Annotated in this window: 17 protein-coding genes and 1 tRNA gene; 7 read left to right on the forward strand and 11 right to left on the reverse strand. The window is 69.6% G+C overall.

All coding sequences use genetic code 11. The features are described from left to right. Nucleotides 1-222 precede the first annotated feature (222 nt). Both AC0QTQ_RS11870 and AC0QTQ_RS11875 read right to left on the reverse strand, forming a co-directional pair. Nucleotides 223-690, reverse strand: coding sequence for a methyltransferase family protein (locus AC0QTQ_RS11870; RefSeq protein WP_480256749.1), 468 nt, complete (start codon nucleotides 688-690; stop codon nucleotides 223-225). Nucleotides 691-704: 14 nt separating this feature from the next. After that, complete coding sequence (locus AC0QTQ_RS11875) at nucleotides 705-1,232, reverse strand: hypothetical protein (RefSeq protein ID WP_480256750.1); 528 nt, start codon at nucleotides 1,230-1,232, stop codon at nucleotides 705-707. Between the two features lie 131 nt (nucleotides 1,233-1,363). On the opposite strand from AC0QTQ_RS11875, the gene moaA reads away from it, so the two are divergent. Further along, on the forward strand, nucleotides 1,364-2,380 hold the full coding sequence (gene moaA, locus AC0QTQ_RS11880) for a GTP 3',8-cyclase MoaA (RefSeq protein ID WP_480256751.1): 1,017 nt from the start codon (nucleotides 1,364-1,366) through the stop codon (nucleotides 2,378-2,380). An 84-nt stretch (nucleotides 2,381-2,464) separates the two neighbouring features. Continuing rightward, the gene (locus tag AC0QTQ_RS11885; RefSeq protein WP_121533319.1) at nucleotides 2,465-2,872 is read left to right on the forward strand and encodes a universal stress protein; all 408 of its coding nucleotides are present in this window, start codon (nucleotides 2,465-2,467) and stop codon (nucleotides 2,870-2,872) included. A 114-nt stretch (nucleotides 2,873-2,986) separates the two neighbouring features. Here AC0QTQ_RS11885 and AC0QTQ_RS11890 read toward each other — a convergent pair whose 3' ends face one another. Then, nucleotides 2,987-4,165: an FAD-dependent monooxygenase gene (locus AC0QTQ_RS11890; protein WP_480256752.1), complete on the reverse strand. Its 1,179-nt coding sequence runs from the start codon at nucleotides 4,163-4,165 to the stop codon at nucleotides 2,987-2,989. 103 nt (nucleotides 4,166-4,268) lie between these two features. Further along, on the reverse strand, nucleotides 4,269-4,691 hold the full coding sequence (gene dksA, locus AC0QTQ_RS11895; protein ID WP_121533315.1) for an RNA polymerase-binding protein DksA: 423 nt from the start codon (nucleotides 4,689-4,691) through the stop codon (nucleotides 4,269-4,271). Nucleotides 4,692-4,883: 192 nt separating this feature from the next. On the opposite strand from dksA, the gene AC0QTQ_RS11900 reads away from it, so the two are divergent. After that, entirely contained in the window at nucleotides 4,884-5,729 is an 846-nt protein-coding gene (locus tag AC0QTQ_RS11900) for an AAA family ATPase (protein WP_480256753.1), read from the forward strand. Between the two features lie 265 nt (nucleotides 5,730-5,994). Beyond that, nucleotides 5,995-6,068: transfer RNA gene (locus AC0QTQ_RS11905), tRNA-Gly, on the forward strand. Between the two features lie 22 nt (nucleotides 6,069-6,090). Here AC0QTQ_RS11905 and AC0QTQ_RS11910 read toward each other — a convergent pair. After that, on the reverse strand, nucleotides 6,091-7,179 hold the full coding sequence (locus AC0QTQ_RS11910) for a PQQ-dependent sugar dehydrogenase (protein WP_480256754.1): 1,089 nt from the start codon (nucleotides 7,177-7,179) through the stop codon (nucleotides 6,091-6,093). 107 nt (nucleotides 7,180-7,286) lie between these two features. Here AC0QTQ_RS11910 and AC0QTQ_RS11915 point away from each other — a divergent pair, with 107 nt between their 5' ends. Further along, nucleotides 7,287-7,637, forward strand: a complete 351-nt coding sequence (locus AC0QTQ_RS11915) for a RidA family protein (protein ID WP_480256755.1) — start codon at nucleotides 7,287-7,289, stop codon at nucleotides 7,635-7,637. Between the two features lie 142 nt (nucleotides 7,638-7,779). Here the strand turns inward: AC0QTQ_RS11915 and AC0QTQ_RS11920 are convergent, their stop codons facing one another. Both AC0QTQ_RS11920 and AC0QTQ_RS11925 read right to left on the reverse strand, forming a co-directional pair. Next, nucleotides 7,780-8,946 carry a M20 aminoacylase family protein gene (locus AC0QTQ_RS11920; RefSeq protein WP_480256756.1) on the reverse strand — a complete coding sequence of 389 codons (1,167 nt, stop codon included), beginning with the start codon at nucleotides 8,944-8,946 and terminating at the stop codon, nucleotides 7,780-7,782. Nucleotides 8,947-9,010: 64 nt separating this feature from the next. Then, nucleotides 9,011-10,348 carry an NAD(P)/FAD-dependent oxidoreductase gene (locus AC0QTQ_RS11925; protein WP_480256757.1) on the reverse strand — a complete coding sequence of 446 codons (1,338 nt, stop codon included), beginning with the start codon at nucleotides 10,346-10,348 and terminating at the stop codon, nucleotides 9,011-9,013. Between the two features lie 154 nt (nucleotides 10,349-10,502). Between AC0QTQ_RS11925 and AC0QTQ_RS11930 the strand changes: the two genes are divergently transcribed. Both AC0QTQ_RS11930 and AC0QTQ_RS11935 read left to right on the forward strand, forming a co-directional pair. Then, nucleotides 10,503-11,267: an HAD-IIB family hydrolase gene (locus tag AC0QTQ_RS11930; protein ID WP_480256758.1), complete on the forward strand. Its 765-nt coding sequence runs from the start codon at nucleotides 10,503-10,505 to the stop codon at nucleotides 11,265-11,267. Between the two features lie 10 nt (nucleotides 11,268-11,277). Beyond that, nucleotides 11,278-12,495, forward strand: a complete 1,218-nt coding sequence (locus AC0QTQ_RS11935; protein ID WP_480256759.1) for a glycosyltransferase family protein — start codon at nucleotides 11,278-11,280, stop codon at nucleotides 12,493-12,495. Here AC0QTQ_RS11935 and AC0QTQ_RS11940 read toward each other — a convergent pair. From AC0QTQ_RS11940 to hypC, 4 genes are all read right to left on the reverse strand, one after another. Continuing rightward, nucleotides 12,480-14,276: a sugar phosphorylase gene (locus AC0QTQ_RS11940; RefSeq protein ID WP_480256760.1), complete on the reverse strand. Its 1,797-nt coding sequence runs from the start codon at nucleotides 14,274-14,276 to the stop codon at nucleotides 12,480-12,482. The genes AC0QTQ_RS11935 and AC0QTQ_RS11940 overlap by 16 nt on opposite strands. A gap of 117 nt (nucleotides 14,277-14,393) precedes the next feature. Next, nucleotides 14,394-15,416 (reverse strand): hydrogenase expression/formation protein HypE, encoded by a 1,023-nt coding sequence (gene hypE, locus AC0QTQ_RS11945; RefSeq protein WP_480256761.1) that lies wholly within the window; start codon nucleotides 15,414-15,416, stop codon nucleotides 14,394-14,396. A 74-nt stretch (nucleotides 15,417-15,490) separates the two neighbouring features. Next, nucleotides 15,491-16,627, reverse strand: coding sequence for a hydrogenase formation protein HypD (gene hypD, locus AC0QTQ_RS11950; RefSeq protein WP_113901635.1), 1,137 nt, complete (start codon nucleotides 16,625-16,627; stop codon nucleotides 15,491-15,493). Then, nucleotides 16,624-16,914, reverse strand: a complete 291-nt coding sequence (gene hypC / locus AC0QTQ_RS11955) for a HypC/HybG/HupF family hydrogenase formation chaperone (RefSeq protein WP_121533299.1) — start codon at nucleotides 16,912-16,914, stop codon at nucleotides 16,624-16,626. The genes hypD and hypC overlap by 4 nt, the downstream gene beginning before the upstream one ends.

The raw sequence follows: 16,914 nt of genomic DNA on the forward strand, positions 1-16,914 counted from the left end.
GCAAAATCTCCTTAGCACCGCGCAATAAAGTTTCACAAGTCGCAGGTGCCATGGAATCCTTGGAAAAAAGTCGCAGGCAACATAAGTGAATACACTTGCACGCAGTCCCGTGCAGGTTTCTTCGTTCGCGATCAACACCTTGCTTTGCCCGAACGCAAGCCCCTCACGCTGCGGCTGCAGCATCGGGGCCCGGAGAATTGTCGCTGCGACGTTGCGGCGCAGTCACAGCCAGCGCCGGGTGCGGGCGCGATAGGCCGCATAGTCGGCCCCGAAGGCCGCGCCGATCCAGGCCTCTTCGGCACGGATGTAGCGGCGGGTGATGAAGCCCATGAAGACCGGCACCAGCACCAGTGCAAGGCTTGCGCCCCACCACAGGTCGAGCCCGGCAAGCAGGATCGCATCGGCCAGATAGATCGGGTTGCGCGACAGGGCGAAGACACCGCCGGTGACCAGCGCCGCGGGCCGGCGCCGCGGAATCACCGTCGTGCGGTGAACCGCCATCTGCGCCGCCGCGAGCCCCATCAGCACAACCGCCGCGCCGATCAGGCCGCCGCCAAGCGCCCGTCCGAAGGGCAAGGGCAGCGGCACGAGCCGGCCGATCCCCCAGCTTGCCAGCGCGAAAAGCGCCAGCCACAGCGGCGGGATGTCCGCCTCGCGCAGCAGGTCGGCACTGGATCGGTGGCGCGCCACGGCCTCCTGCCCGCTCAGCTGCGCCAGACCACGATCTGCGCGAGATCGGAGGGGGCAAAGCCCAGGAGCCGCAGTGCGGCAAGCGAGATCTGCGAGCCGGCGTTGCGGTCGCCCACCAGCGGCAGCAGGTCGACCTGCACCGAGGCGCCGGTCCTCGGGTCCTCGAGCCGGCCCTTGCCCGGCGCCACGACCAGCGGCGTGCGGATCCAGAAGCCGGTGGCGGTCGGATCGCCGAGGCTCGCCACCGTGGTGCCAAGCCGCATCTCGCCCGGGATCGCGACGACGCCATTCGCCGCGATATGCGCGGCCGAGGTGGTGGTCGCCGATTCGGGCACACCCGATTGCGGCACCGAGCCCGGCATCGGTCCGGCCTGCGGCGCGGGCGAGGCCTGCGACAGCGGCATCACGTCGACCGAGCCCGGATCGGGCAGCGCGCCGGTCGGGGTCTCGGCGGCGTCGACCGGCTTTTGCGCCGCCTTGCCGCCGCCACATCCCGCCAGCGCGATCGCCAGAACCGTGATCGCCACACCCGTCCGCTTCATGCCTGCCTCCGCACAGAAATCCGGCGCAGACTAGGGGGTGGCGGGAGACACTGCAACAGGGGCGCGACATCGCGCACGCGGATGTGCGCGCGCGCTTGCCGGGCCGGGCATCGCGCCCTATCTGGGCGCGCATGGAAACCGCGCCCCTGCCCCTCATCGACCCTTTCGCACGACCGATCACCTATCTGCGGGTGTCGGTCACCGATCGCTGCGACTTTCGCTGCACCTATTGCATGGCCGAGCACATGCAATTCCTGCCGAAGAAGGAGCTGCTGACACTCGAGGAGCTCGACCGGCTGTGCACGGGCTTCATCGGGCTTGGCGTGCGCAAGCTGCGGGTGACGGGGGGCGAGCCGCTGGTGCGGCGGGGCATCATGGGCTTCTTCACCGCGGTGGCGCGGCATCTGGAGACCGGCGCGCTCGACGAGCTGACGCTGACCACGAACGGCTCGCAGCTGGCGCGCTTTGCCGATGACCTGGCGGCCCTTGGCATGCGGCGGGTGAATGTCTCGCTCGACACGCTCGATGCGACGAAATTCGCCGAGATCACCCGCTGGGGCCGGCTCGCTCCGGTGCTCGAGGGGATCCGCGCCGCGACCCGGGCGGGGATGCGGGTGAAGATCAACACCGTGGCGCTGAAGGGCTTCAACGAGGACGAGCTTTTCGCCCTGGTCGACTGGTGCGGCGCCGAGGGGCACGACCTGACCTTCATCGAGGTGATGCCGATGGGCGAGATGGGCGAGGAACAGCGGCTCGAGCAATACTGGCCGCTGACCGACCTGCGCGCGCGGCTGGCCGAGCGTTTCACCGTCACCGAGACCGGCGAGCGCTCGGGCGGGCCGGCGCGCTATGTGCGGTTGGGCGAGACCGGCCAGCGCATCGGCTTCATCACGCCGCTCAGCCACAATTTCTGCGAAAGCTGCAACCGGGTGCGGGTGACCTGCACCGGCGAGCTGTTCATGTGTCTGGGCCAGGAGGACAGCGCCGATCTGCGCGCGCCGCTGCGCGCCCACCCGGACGACGACGCGCCGCTCGAGGCGGCGATCCGCGCTGCCATCGCGCGCAAGCCGAAGGGGCACGATTTCGACTATTCACGCGCCCATGTTTCGGGTCAGATGAGTCGTCACATGAGTCACACCGGCGGCTGAGCCGCCGCGTGGCAAGATGACCCAGATCAAGGCGCGCGGGCAAGGGAGAGTCCAGTCTCGCGCCGGACCAAAGGAGAATTCTCGATGTATTCCAACATCATCGTCCCCCTCGCCTTCGACGAGGACCACAACCCCGACACCGCGCTGAACGTGGCGCGCACGCTCGCCTCGGACGGCGCGCGGATCACCCTCGTGCATGTCATGGCCGATGTGCCGGGCTATGCCATCTCCTACATGCCCGAGGGCTACGGCGCCGAGCTGCGCAAGACCCTGCAGGAGCAGCTCGACGCGCTGGCCGATGATTTCGAGGCCGGCGCCGGCGTGATCCGCCAGGGCAATGCGGCGAACGAGATCCTCGACCTTGCCGAGGAGATCCAGGCCGACTGCATCATCATCGCCTCGCACCGTCCGGGCTTTGGCGATTACCTGATCGGCTCGACCGCGGCACGGGTCGTGCGCCACGCGCCCTGCTCGGTGATGGTGCTGCGCTGAGGCGGAAACAGGGAGGGGGCGCCGCCCCCTCTTTTGCCTGACGGCAAAATTCACCCCCGGGATATTTGGGGCAATTGGAAGCTGGAAACCGGCCCGCAAGGGCCGGTCCTTCGTTCAGACGCCCGCACCGCCGGTGACGTCGTGGCCATAGACCCAGTCGAAGCGGCCAAGCAGCCTGCCCGGCACCAGCGTCGAGAGGGTGCGGATGCCCAGATGCCCCACCGTGCGGGTCAGCCCCGAGAGGTGGTAATTGCGTGCGTTGCGGTTTGCCGCCTCGACGATGCGCGCACAGCGCGGGGCCCGCGCGGCCTGATAGGCGGCGAGCGCGGCACTGTCCTCGGTGTGCTGCGCCAGCGTCTCGGCCAGAACCCAGGCATCCTCCATCGCCATCACCGCGCCCTGCGCAAGGAAGGGCAGCGTCGGATGCGCGGCATCACCGAGCAGCACCGCGCCCTCGCCCCACCAGCGCCCGGCGACCGGGTGGCGGAAGAGGCCCCACAGGCCCGGCGCCTCGACCTGCGCCAGCCAGTCCTGGACCTGCGGACAGAACTCCTCGAAGGCCGCGCGCAGCGTCAGCGGATCGTCGGTGAGGCTCCAGCTTTCCTCGACCCAGCGGCGGCGCTCCTCGACCGCGACGATGTTGCGCAACCCGCGGCCGAGCGGATAGCTGACCAGGTGCTTGCCCGCGCCCATGAAGACCTGCGCCACCTTCGGCGCGGCATCGTCGCAGGGGATGAGCGCGCGCCAGGCGACCTGATGGGTGAAGAAGGGGGCGACCGCGCCATTCAGCGCCGCGCGAACCTTCGAATGCAACCCGTCGGCACCGATCAGCAGGTCGGTCTCGATCTCGGTGCCCTGCGCGGTGGTCAGCCGCGGCGCACGACCGGCAGCGAGATCGACGGTCTCGATCTTCTGCAGCAGGCGGATCTGCACGCCCGCCGCGCGCGCGCCCTCGGCCAGCAGCTCGATCAGCCGCGCGCGGTGCAGGAAGCGGTATTCGGCGCCCGGCCGCAGCCGTGCGAGGTCAAGCCGCGCCACGCGCGAGGCCGTCTCGCCGTCGATCAGCTCGACCGCCTCGGCGCGCGGGCCCGCGGCCTCGAAGGCCTCGCCAAGGCCGAGCGCACGCAGCACCCGCGCCCCGTTCGGCGAGATCTGCAGCCCCGCCCCCACCTCGCGGATCGCCTCGGCCTGTTCGAGAACGGTGACCTCAGCGCCGCGCAGCGCCAGGGCGCGCGCCACGGTAAGCCCCGCCACACCGGCCCCCAGCACGGTGATCCTGCGTCCGATCAGCATGGTTCCTCCAGAAACGACTGCACCGGCACCATCGGGGTGCCGGTGCGAGCTGTCCTTGCGCGACATCAAATCCGGGGCACCCCGCCGCCGGGACCCGCCGCGATCAATCGTCGCGATGCACGCGCTCGCGCCGCTCGTGGCGCTCCTGCGCCTCGAGCGTCATCGTCGCGATCGGGCGCGCATCGAGCCGTTTCAGGCTGATCGGCTCGCCCGTCATCTCGCAATAGCCGTATTCGCCATTGTCGATCCGCCGCAGCGCCGCGTCGATCTTCGCCACCAGCTTGCGCTGCCGGTCACGGGTGCGCAGCTCGAGCGCGCGATCGGTCTCTTCGCTCGCGCGGTCGGCGAGGTCGGGCACGTTGCGCGCCGATTCCGCCAGGCCTTCAAGCGTTTCCGCGGATTGTTCGAGGAGCTCGTGCTTCCATGCCTGCAGCTTGCGGCGGAAGTATTCGAGCTGCCGTTCATTCATGAACGGTTCGTCCTCGGCGGGGCGATAGTCATCCGGTAGAAAGATTTCGGCCTTCATTTCTGCCCTCACTCTTCTGCCGTCCCGCAAGTCCGGCAGATTCCCTGCCCAAAATTCATGGCGCGCTCATACCGCAACGCCGTTGGGATGTCACGCCCCCGTTTTCACCCCGCCTCTTCCGCCCCACCGGTTGCGGCGCGCCCCGCGCACCGCTAGGCTCCGCTCCCGTGCCACAGCCAGCGGAGTTCGCCCGTGCGTTTCCAGTCGACCGACAGCTACGTCGCCCCCGAAGACCTGATCGTCGCGGTCAATGCCGCCGTGGCGCTCGAACGGCCGCTGCTGGTGAAGGGCGAGCCCGGCACCGGCAAGACCGAGCTGGCGAAACAGGTGGCGCAAAGCCTGGGTCTGCCGATGCTCGAGTGGAACATCAAGTCGACGACGCGCGCCCAGCAGGGGCTTTACGAATACGACGCCGTCAGCCGGCTGCGCGACAGCCAGCTGGGCGAGGCGCGGGTGGCGGATGTGCGCAACTACATCCGCAAGGGCAAGCTGTGGCAGGCCTTCGAGGCCGAGGGCAAGGTCGTGCTGCTGATCGACGAGATCGACAAGGCCGACATCGAGTTCCCGAACGACCTGCTGCAGGAACTCGACAAGATGGAGTTCCACGTCTACGAGACCGGCGAGACGGTGCGGGCGCGCCATCGCCCGGTGGTGATCATCACCTCGAACAACGAGAAGGAGCTGCCCGACGCCTTCCTGCGCCGCTGCTTCTTCCATTACATCAAGTTCCCCGAGGCCGAGGTGCTGAAGGCGATCGTGCGGGTGCATTTCCCGGGCATCAAGGAGGCGCTGCTGACCGCCGCGCTGACGCAGTTCTACGAGATCCGCGAGACGCCCGGGCTGAAGAAGAAACCCTCGACCTCCGAGGTGCTCGACTGGCTGAAACTGCTGCTGGCCGAGGATCTGGCGCCCGAGGATCTGAGGAAGGAGGGCGCGACGCTGCTGCCGAAGCTGCATGGCGCGCTGCTGAAAAACGAGCAGGACGTGCATCTGTTCGAGCGGCTGGCCTTCATGGCGCGCCGCCAGCCCGGACGCTGAGCGCGGCCCACCGGCTTAGCACGAACCGTCGCAAGGGGGGCGCTGCCCCCCTCGGCCTGCGGCCTCACCCCCGGGATATTTGCAGCAATTGGAAGTACAGGACCGCTCTCGTCTTCCAATTGCCCCAAATATCCCGGGGGTGAATTTTCCGAAGGAAAAGAGGGGGCAGCGCCCCCTGCCTTCCGCCCCGGGCCGGGCCGCGAAAATCCCGCGCAAGGCCGCTTGACGGCGCCCGGCACTTGGCTTAGGTCTGCGCCTGCACCATGCGGGTATGATGTAATGGTAGCCTGTCAGCTTCCCAAGCTGAACGCGCGGGTTCGATTCCCGCTACCCGCTCCAGCCCCCCTCCAGTCACAGCCCTTCACTCGGAAAGTGGCACGAGACGGTAAAGCGCGCCCTCCTCGGCATCGCTGATGATCCAGACATGGCCCGCGCCGTCGACCGCCACATCGCGCACCCGCATGCCGAGATCCCAGCGGTCGAGCTGGGACGTGCCATCGGGCGCGACGCGGACCAGCCCCTCGCCGCGCAGCGCGCCGATCAGCAGCGACCCCGTCCAGTCGGGAAAGTCGCGCCCGGCATAGACCGCAAGCCCGGCGGGCGCGATCACCGGTGTCCACCACAGCACCGGCGCGGCCAGATCGGGGCGGATGTCGTGGTCGGGGATCGGCCAGCCGGAATAGTGATCGCCGTTCGAGACGAGCGGCCAGCCATAGTTCCGCCCGGGCTCGATCCGGTTCAGCTCATCGCCGCCGCGCGGGCCCATCTCGTGTTCCCACAGTGTGCCATCGGGGGCGAAGGCGAGGCCGTAGGGGTTGCGATGCCCCTCGCTCCAGGTCACGGCGCGGGTCGGGCTGCCGGTGAAGGGATTGCCCGGCGCAGGCTGCCCCTCGGGCGTCAGGCGCAGGATCTTGCCGCGCGGATTATCGGGCTGCTGTGCGGTGTCGGGCTGCATCCGGTCGCCCACCGACAGATAGACCATCCCGTCCGGCCCGAAGGCGATGATGCCGCCAGGTTGCCCCTCGCCGCCCGGGCTCTGGCGCCAGAGCGGGGTGAGCTCGGTCAGCCGATTGCCCGCGAGCCGCGCGCGGGCGAGCGTCAGCGCGTTGTCTTCCGCGACATAGCTGAGGAAGACCCGCCGGGTGGTGACGAAATCGGGCGCGGCGGCGATGTCGAGAAGGCCGATCTGGCCCTCGTAACGCACCGCCGGCAGGCCGCGGATTTCCTCCGCCTGCCCGCGCGAGACCTGCCACAGCTGCCCCGCCTTGCCGGTGACGAGCAGATCGCCGCCGGGGAGTGGCGCAATCGCCCAAGGCAGCGTGAGCGGCACCACCCGTTCGAGCCGGAACGGCGCCTCGGCGCGCGCCGGCAGGCCGCCCATGTTGCCCGGCGCCTGTGCCAGCGCCGCACCGGTCATCAGCAGCAGTCCAACGATCCATCCCAATCGCATCGCGCCCTCCGTTTGCGAGCAGTCTGGCACGGCGGGCCGCGCTTTGCACCCTTCCCCTTGGCCCTGCCCACCGCTATCACGCTGGGGCACAACCACAGGAGGGCCCGATGGCCGGGATCGAACGCATCGAATGCGGCGCGCGGATGAGCGGCGCCGTCGTCTACAACGGGCTTGTCTGGCTGGCAGGCCAGGTCGGCACCCCGGGCGCCAGCGTCACCGAGCAGACGAAAGACGCGCTGGCCGAGGTCGACCGGCTGCTGGCGCTGGCCGGTTCTGACAAGACCCGGATCCTGAGCGCGCAGATCTGGCTCGCGGACATGGCCGATTTCGCCGAGATGAACGCGGTCTGGGATGGCTGGGTGCCGCAGGGCGCGACGCCCGCGCGTGCGACCGGCGAGGCGAAGCTGGCCGCGCCTGGCTATCGCGTCGAGGTGATCGTCACCGCCGCGCAGGCCTGAGCCGGTCGAGGGGGCGCTGCCCCCTCGCGCCTTTGGCGCTCACCCCCTGGAGATTTGCCGCGATTGGAAGGGGAAAGGTCGCTTTCGCCCGCCGTCGCGGCAGATCGGCCGGGGGCTTTCTTTTGGGCAAGGCGCGGCGCCGTCACTCCAGCGGCAAGCGGGTCTCGATCATCCCCGCATACCAGCTTGCGCCGAAGCAGATCGCCTCGTCGTTGAACTCGTAACCGGGGTGGTGGAGGATCGCGCTGTCGCCATTGCCGACGAAGATATAGGCGCCCGGCCGCGCGTTCAGCATGTAGCTGAAATCCTCGGCCGCCATCTGCGGCGGGAAGTCGGTGTCGACCGTGCCCGCGACCGATTGCGCGACGGCGATGGCGGCGCGGGTGGGCTCGGGCGCGTTCACCGTGGCGGGATAGCCCGGCATCCAGTCGAGCGCAGCCGTCGCCCCCGCCGCCTCGGCGGTCAGCGTGGCGATGCGGCGCAGCTGCGCCTCGGCCGTCACGCGCAGATCGGGATCGAGGGTGCGCAGCGTGCCGCGCAGCTCGGCCGTCTGCGGGATCACGTTATAGGCCCCCGTCCCCGCCCGCAGCGTGCAGATCGACAGCACCACGGGCGACAGCGGGTCGGTCAGCCGCGAAGCCACCGTCTGCAGCGCGACGACGATCTGGCTGGCCACCAGCACCGGATCGACCGCCTGATGCGGTTTCGCGGCATGGCCGCCGCGGCCGGTCACGGTGAGGCGGAACTGGTCGCAGGCCGCCATCACCGCGCCCTCGCGGATCGCGAATGTGCCGAGCGGCACCCCCGGCCAGTTGTGCATGCCATAGATCTCGTCGATGCCGAAGCGCTCCATCAGCCCGTCGCGCACCATCTCGTCGCCGCCACCGCCGCCCTCCTCGGCGGGCTGGAAGACCAGCACCGCGGTGCCGTCGAAGGCGCGGGTCTCGGCCAGATATTTCGCGGCGCCAAGCAGCATCGCCATATGGCCGTCATGGCCGCAGGCGTGCATCTTGCCGGGCGTGGTCGAGGCATGGGGCAGGCCCGTCTCCTCCTCGATCGGCAGCGCGTCCATGTCGGCGCGCAGCCCGATCGCCCGGCCCCGGCTGTCGGTGCGGCCGCGGATCACCGCGACGACACCCGAGCGGCCGATCCCCTCGACCACCTCGTCGACCCCGAAGCCGCGCAGCAGACCCGCCACCCGGCCCGCGGTGCGCGGCAGGTCGAACATCAGCTCGGGGTGGGCGTGGAAATCGCGCCGCCAGGCGATGATCTCGGGCAGCAGTTCGGCGAAACGGTTCTTCACGGGCATCGGGCACCTCCAGACGCGCCAGCCTGCGGCAGAAGCGGCGCGCCGGCAAGCCCCTGACGCGCCGTCAGAAGGTCGGGCCGAGATCCATCTTCGTGCCGTCCGAAAAGCGGGCAAAACGGAAACGGCGCAGGTCGTGGCCGGTGTCGCGGCCCAGCATCCGCGCCGCCATCACCCGCCCGATCGCCGGGCCGATGCCGAAGCCATGCCCCGACAGGCCCGTGGCGATGAAGAGCCCGGGCACCGGGCTTTCGTCGAGCACCGGCACGGTGTCGGGCATCACGTCGATCATGCCGGCCCAGGACCGGATCAGCCGCGGCACGCCAAGCGCCGGGAAGGCCCGGGCAAAGCCCGCCTGCACCTCCTTCAGCCGCGCAAGGTTCGGCGCCGGGTCGAGGACGCGCAGCCGCTCGAACGGGCTTTCCTCCTCCTCGCTCCAGTGCCGCGGCGTGGTCCAGCCATCGGGCCAGCCGCGCCCGGGCGCCCAGGGGCGCAGCCGGGTCTTCGCACCGTCGCGGCGAAGCTGCGGGAGATAGCGGGCGAGGTTCCGGAACGCATCGGGGCCGATGTAGAAATCGTGCCAGGTGCCCGAGGCAAGGGTGTAGCCGCCGTCAACCCGGCGCCGCCAGGCGAAGATCTCGTCGGTGGCCGAGACCTGCGCCACCTCGGGCAGCGGTTCGGTCTGCGCGACGGTCGAGCGCACCGCAAGCTGCGGCAGCCGCACCCCCTCGCGCGCGGCAAAAAGCGACGACCAGGCGCCGCCGGCCAGAAGCACCTGCGGCGCGGTGATCGGGCCCAGTTCCGTCACCACGCCGATCACCCGCCCGCCGGCACGGTCGAGCGCGCGCACCGCGCAATTCTCGACGATCTCGACCCCCGCGGCGACGGCGAGGCGGGCAAGCAGCGGCACCGCCACCCAGGGCTCGGCGCGCGCGTCGGACGGCGTGATCAGCCCCGCGGCCCAGCCCGCGGTTGCAGAGAGCGCCGCGAGCTCGGCGCGCGACATCAGCCGGCTTTCAAGCCCGTGCTCGGCCGCCAGCCGCACCCAGGCCTCGTAGCCTGCAGCCGATTTCGGGTCATGCGAGAGATAGGCGACACCCGCGCGGCGAAAGCCAAGCTCGGGGCCGAGCTGCGCCGCGAATCCCTGCCACAGATCGAGCGCCTCGAGCATCAGCGGCAACTCGGCCGGGTCGCGGCCCTGGGCTCGGATCCAGCCCCAGTTGCGGCTCGACTGCTCGCCCGCGATGCGGCCCTTTTCGCACAGCACGACGCGTTGCCCTGCCTGCGCGAGATAATAGGCTGCCATCACCCCGGCGATGCCGCCCCCGATCACCACGACGTCGGCCTGTGCCGGCGGCGGGCCCGGGTAGACGACGCGCTCCGCCTCGGAAATCACGAATGCCATCTGTGCCCCCTGCTGTGCCGCCCCGAAGCTCGCGCCGTGGCCGGCCGACGTCAAGCCCGATGCCGCGGCGCGGCGTTATCTGTCGCGCGCAGTCCACAGCGGGTTGGCAGGCGGGGCCCGGGCCGCTAGGCTTTCCCCAGACGAAAGGACCCGAGTGAAACTCCTGATCTTCAGCGACCTCGACGGCACCCTGCTCGATCACGCAAGCTATGATTTCGCCCCGGCGCGGCCGCTGCTTGCCTGGCTTGCGGCGCGCGAGGTTCCGGTGGTGCTCGCCTCCTCGAAGACCGGGGCGGAGATTGCCGGCTGGCAGGCGCGGATGAGGCTCGGCGGCTGGCCCGCGATCGTCGAGAACGGCGCGGCACTGCTGGAAGGCGCCCCCGACGACACGGGCTATCACGCGATCCGCGCGGCGCTTGACGCCCTGCCCGCCCGCCTGCGCACGCGCTTTCGCGGCTTTGGCGACATGAGCGCGGCGGAGGTGGCGGACGTGACCGGGCTGCCGCCCGACGAGGCGGCGCAGGCGAAGCAACGCGCCCATTCCGAACCGGGGCTGTGGTCGGGAACCGAGGCGGAGGCAGAGGCCTTTCTGGCCGCCCTTGCGCCCGCAGGCATCTCGGCGCGCCGCGGCGGACGGTTCCTGACGCTGTCGCAGGGCGGCACCAAGGCCGGGCGGATGACCGAACTGATCGCCCGCTTCCGGCCGGACCTGACCATCGCGCTCGGCGACGCGCCGAACGACGCCGAGATGATCGCAGCCGCTGACCGCGGCGTCATCGTGCGCAACGACGCCGGCACGCCCCTGCCCCGCCTCGCGGGCGAGGACAGCGGCCGCATCCTGCGCACCACCCGCTCCGGGCCCGACGGCTGGGTCGAGGGGCTGACCCGGATCCTGCGCCAGAACGGGATCGACACATAAGGAGAGGCCCATGGCTGACTTTCACCAGAACGGCAATATCGCGCAGTTCCACGACCTGCGCACCCGACCGCTCGAGGAACTCGAATACCGGCTCGAGACCTTCGCCCAGACCCGCAAGATCAGCCTGATCCTGCCCTCGCTCTTTTCCGAGCTGGAGGGGCCGGCGCTGGAAAACATCCTCGATGAACTGTCGAAGGTGAAATACCTGCACCGCGTCATCATCGGCCTCGACCGCGCCGATGCCGCGCAATTCGCCGAGGCGAAGCGCTTCTTCGCGCGGCTGCCGCAAAACCATGTGGTGATCTGGAACGACGGGCCGCGGGTGCGCGCGGTGATGGCGCGGCTGGCAGAGCTGGGCATCGGCCCGATCGAGCCGGGCAAGGGCCGCAATGTCTGGGGCTGCATCGGCTATCTGATCGCCTGTGCCGACAGCGCGGTGATGGCGATCCATGATTGCGACATCACCACCTACGAGCGCGGGATGCTGTCGCGCCTGGTCTATCCGGTGGCGCACCCGCAGCTGCCCTATCACCTGTCGAAAGGGTTCTATCCGCGCACCGGCAACGGCCGTCTGGGCGGGCGGGTGACGCGCAACCTCGTCAGCCCGCTGCTGATCTCGCTGAAGAAGGTGGTGGGAGACCGCGACTACATCGACTATCTGCGCGCCTTCCGCTATCCGCTCTCGGGCGAATTCGCGATGCGCACCGCGACGCTGCCGGACCTGCGGCTGCCCTCGGACTGGGGGCTCGAGATCGGGGTGCTGTCAGAGGCCTGGCGCAACATGGGCCCGCGCGCCGTGTGTCAGGTGGAGATCGCCGACAGCTATGACCACAAGCATCAGGACCTGTCACCCGAAGATGCGCAGACCGGGCTCAACCGGATGTCGATGGACATCTGCAAGGCGATCTTCCGCAAGCTTGCCGCCGATGGCACGGTGTTCTCCTCGAACATCTTCCGCACGCTGAAGGCCACCTATTACCGCCGCGCGCTCGACATGCTCGAGGTCTATTCGCATGACGCGATGATGAACGGGCTGGCCTTCGACCGTCACGCCGAGGAAAAGTCAATCGCGCTGTTCGCCGAGAACATCTCGAACGCCGGGCAGGTGTTCCTCGACACGCCGCAGGAACAGCCGTTCATCCCGAACTGGAACCTCGTCCACGCCGCCGACCCCGATCTGATGGCCGATTTCCGCGCCGCCGTCGCCGCCGATCAGGCCGGGGCGTAGCCGGTGTTCGCGATCCAGCGGCACTGGTAGGGGGCGAAGGCGATCGTGCCGTCGGGGTCGATCGCCGCGCCCGACAGCAGGTCGCGCCAGTCCTCGTCGGCGATCAGGTTCAGCGCGAAGGCGTCGATCACCACCGTCTCGGCCGAGACATTGTGCAGCGCGAAGATCGACTGGCTGCGGTCGAGCGACTGCCGCCAGACGCACAAAAGCCGGTCGTCGGGGGCCAGCGTCAGCTGCGTCGCGTTCGGGTGGAACCCGGGCTGGCGCGCGCGGATACGCAACCGCCGCTTCATCTCGGCCATCACCTGCGCCGCGGCGCTTGACGGGTCATCGAGCCGCGCCCGCAGCGCCGGATAGTTCCAGCGGTGGCGGTTGATCGCCCGGTTCATGCCGCGCCTTGCCACCGCCTCATGGTCGTTTTCCGTGGCGGTGAACGAGTGGATGTAGAAGGCCGGGATCCCTTCGAGCGACATGACGATGGTCTGCGAACACAGGAAGCGCGCGACCTTGTCGCCCTCCTCGCCGGCGAAGGTGCGCCCCATCGCGTCGAAATAGCTGCAGTTGATCTCGTAGGGCGCCTCGCCGCCCCCCGGCAGCGCCCGCATCGAGACCAGCCCGCCATTGGTGCGCACGCAGTCGATCATCGCCGCGATCTCCTTGGGCGGCAGGATGCCCTCGACCGGGCGCATGCCGATGCCGTCATGACTGGCGGTGAAGTTGAAATAGGCGCAGCCCAGTGGCGCCGGCGGCATCGCCCGCAGCCAGCGCCGCAGATGCCGCACATTGCCCGACAGCATCGCGTGCAGCACGAGCGGCGGCAGCGGGAACTGATAGACCATATGCGCCTCGTCACGCCGGCCGAAATAGCTCAGGTTCTCGGCCTTGGGCACATTCGTCTCGGTCAGCAGGATCACCTTCTCGGTCGCGTAATCGGCAAGCAGCCGCATCAGCTTCACGATCGCATGGGTCTGCGGCAGGTGGATCGAGGGGGTGCCCGGCGCCTTCCACAGGAAAGCCACCGCATCGAGCCGGATGATCCGCACGCCTTCGTCGATATGCAGCCGCAGGATCCGCAGGATCTCGAGCAACACCTCAGGGTTGCGGAAATCGAGATCGACCTGATCGTGACTGAAGGTGCACCAGACATGGCGCGGCCCCATCGCCGTCGTCACCGCGCGCAGAAGCGGCGAGGTGCGCGGCCGCACGACCGCGCTCAGATCGTCCTCGGGCGAGGCCTCTATGAAGAAGCGGTCATAGGGCGGCTGGCCCTGACGGTAGGCGGTGAACCAGGCGCCCTGCGACGAGACATGGTTCAGCACCATGTCCGACATCAGGCTGAAGGCCGCGCCGATGCGGCGGATATCGGCCCAGTCCCCAAGCGCCGGATCGACCTTGCGGTAATCGGTCACCGCGAAACCGTCGTCCGAGGTATAGGGGAAGAAGGGCAGGACATGGACGCCGTCGACCACCCCGGTCATCTCGCGCAACAGGAAGTCGTGCAGCAGGTCGAGCGGCTTGTGCGCGCCGTCCTCGATCGAGTTGCCATAGGTGATGACGATCGCGTCGCGTTCCGACCACAGGTTGTTCGAGGGCCGCCGCGGCCTTTGCCGGCGCGTGTGCCCCTCGGGCCAGAAGGCGGCGATCACCGCGCGGGCCAGATCATCCGTGTCGCGGGCGGGATAGATCTGCCGCAGCAGATCGCGCAGATGGGTCTGCAGGGACGCATGTCCGGCGGGCCTGTCGATCGCTCGGGTCCTCCTGTGGCGTGGCGGCCGCCCCATCAGAGCAAGCCCCGGCACGAAGGTAAAGCCCCGAAGCGGTCATCGCGGCCCCGGCCCCGCCGCTGCCCGCCCGGACGGCAAGCGCCGGGCAGGACTGCCAGTTTTCGCGCCGTGCGGTCAGCAGATGCGCGGCAGCTGCTCGCCCACCAGCATGTCGACGATCCGCGCCCCGCCGAAGGCCGTGCGCATCCGCACCTGTCCGGGGTGCGCCGCAACCGCCGCGCCGATGATGCAGGCGCCCTGCCCCTCGGGCCGCGCCCGCATCGCGGCCAGCGCCGCCCCGGCCTCGGCCTCGGGCACGAAGACGACCAGCCGCCCCTCGTTCGCCAGGTAGAGCGGATCGAGCCCGAGGATCTCGCACATGCCAGAGACCTCGGCGCGCAGCGGCAATGCCTCTTCCGAGATCTCGATGCCGCAACCCGCCGCCGCCGCGATCTCGTTCAGCGCCGAGGCAAGCCCGCCCCGGGTCAGGTCGCGCGCCGCCCGCGCCCCGGGCGCCGCCGCCAGCACCGCCTCCATCAGATGGCCAAGCGCCGCGCAATCGCTTTCAAGTGCCGTCGAGAGCGCCAGATCGCCGCGCGCGGCAAGGATCGTCGCGCCATGATCGCCGAGCACCCCGTTCACCAGCGCGACATCGCCCGGCCGCACCCGGCCCGCGCCCATCTCGCGCCCGGGCGGCACCACACCGACCCCGGCGGTGGTGACGAAGACCCGGTCACAGGCGCCGCGCCCGACGACCTTGGTGTCGCCGGTGACGATCCGCACGCCGGCGGCCTCGGCCTCGCGCGCCATGGTGGCGACGATCCGGCGCAACAGCGCAATCTCGGTCCCCTCCTCGATCACGAAGGCGGCCGAGAGCCACAGCGGCCGCGCGCCGCAGACGGCCAGGTCGTTCACCGTGCCGCAGACGGCGAGCTTGCCGATGTCGCCGCCCGGAAACTCGAGCGGCGTCACCACGAACCCGTCGGTGGTGAAGGCGAGCCGCGCGCCGGGCTCGGCCAGCGCCGCGGCGCTCAGCTGCGCGGCATCCTCCATCCCCGGCGGTTCGAAGACGGCGGTGAAGACCTCCTCGATCAGATCGCGCATCGCCGTGCCGCCACCACCATGGGCCAGCGTCACCCGTTCATCCCGCAATGCCATTTCATCTTGCTCCAAATACCTCGGGGGTCCGGGGGCAGCGCCCCCGGCGGGTCGGGGGCGTCACGCCCCCGAACTCATTCCGCCGCCGCCCGCGCCCCGCCATATTGCCAATAGGCCGCACAGGCGCCCTCGCTCGACACCATCAGCGCGCCCAAGGGCATCTCGGGGGTGCAGCCGCGGCCGAATTGCGGACACTGCACCGGCTTCATCCGCCCGGTCATCACCGCCCCGCAGGCGCAGCCCTCGGGATCGGCAAGCTCGGTGCGCACGCCGGCATAGCCCACACCGAATTTCTCCTCGGCGTCGAAGGCCCTGTAGGCCGGCCGGATGCGCAGCCCCGAAGCGTCGATCTCGCCCAGCCCCCGCCACTCGAAGGAGGGCCGCTTCTCATAGACATCGGCGATCGCGGCCAGGCTGACGGCATTGCCATGTTCGGGCACGACGCGGGCATATTGGTTCTCGACCTCGGCCCGCCCCTCGGCGATCTGGCGCAGCACCATCATCACCGATTGCAGCAGGTCGGTGGGCTCGAACCCGGCGACCACGATCGGCTTGTGATAGTCGCGCGCGATGAAATCATAGGGGTGGATGCCGATCACCATGCTGACATGCCCGGGCCCGATGAACCCATCAAGCCGCATGTCGGGGTCATCGAGCAGCGCCCTGATCGGCTCGGGCACGGTGATGTGGTTGCAGAAGACCGAGAAATTCGCCAGCCCCTCGCGTGCCGCCTGCTGGATCGCCAGCGCGGTCGAGGGCGTCGTCGTCTCGAAACCAAGGCCGAAGAAGACGACCTCGCGCTCCGGGTTGCGGCGGGCAAGTTCGAGCGCATCGAGCGGCGAATAGACCATGCGGATATCGGCCCCCGCCGCCTTCGCCTGCAGCAGCGAGCGTTTCGAGCCCGGCACCCGCATCGCATCGCCGAAGGTGGTGAAGATCACCCCGGGCTTCTCGGCGATCTCGATGCACTCGTCGACACGCGCGCGCGGCAGAACACAGACCGGGCAGCCCGGGCCATGCACGAACTCGACCCCCTCATGCACCAGCTTGTCGAGCCCGTAGCGGAAGATCGAATGGGTGTGGCCGCCGCAGATCTCCATGATCGCGACGGGCTTGTCGCGGGTCGCGCCGATCCTGTCGGCCAGTTGTGCAATCTCGGCCAGCAGCGCCTTCGCGGCCTTCGGGTCGCGGAATTCGGAGGCGAATTTCATGCCCGTCCCTCCAGCGCCGCGTCACCCTCGGCCATCTGCGCAAGCGCCTCCTGCGCCTCGCCCAGATCGTGGAGCGCGGCCAGGGTCTTTGCCGCCTCCTCCTCGTCGATCAGGCTCATCGCGAAGCCCACGTGAATGAGCGCCCAGCGGCCGAGCAGATCCTCGAGCGGCCCCTCGGCCACGCAGGCCACGTTCACCTCGCGCCGCACCCCCGACACGTCGGCCATCGCCATCAGCCGCCCCGCATCGGTGATCGCCACGATCTGTCCCGGAATCCCAAGGCACAT

Source organism: Paenirhodobacter sp. YD-8 (assembly GCF_056590935.1).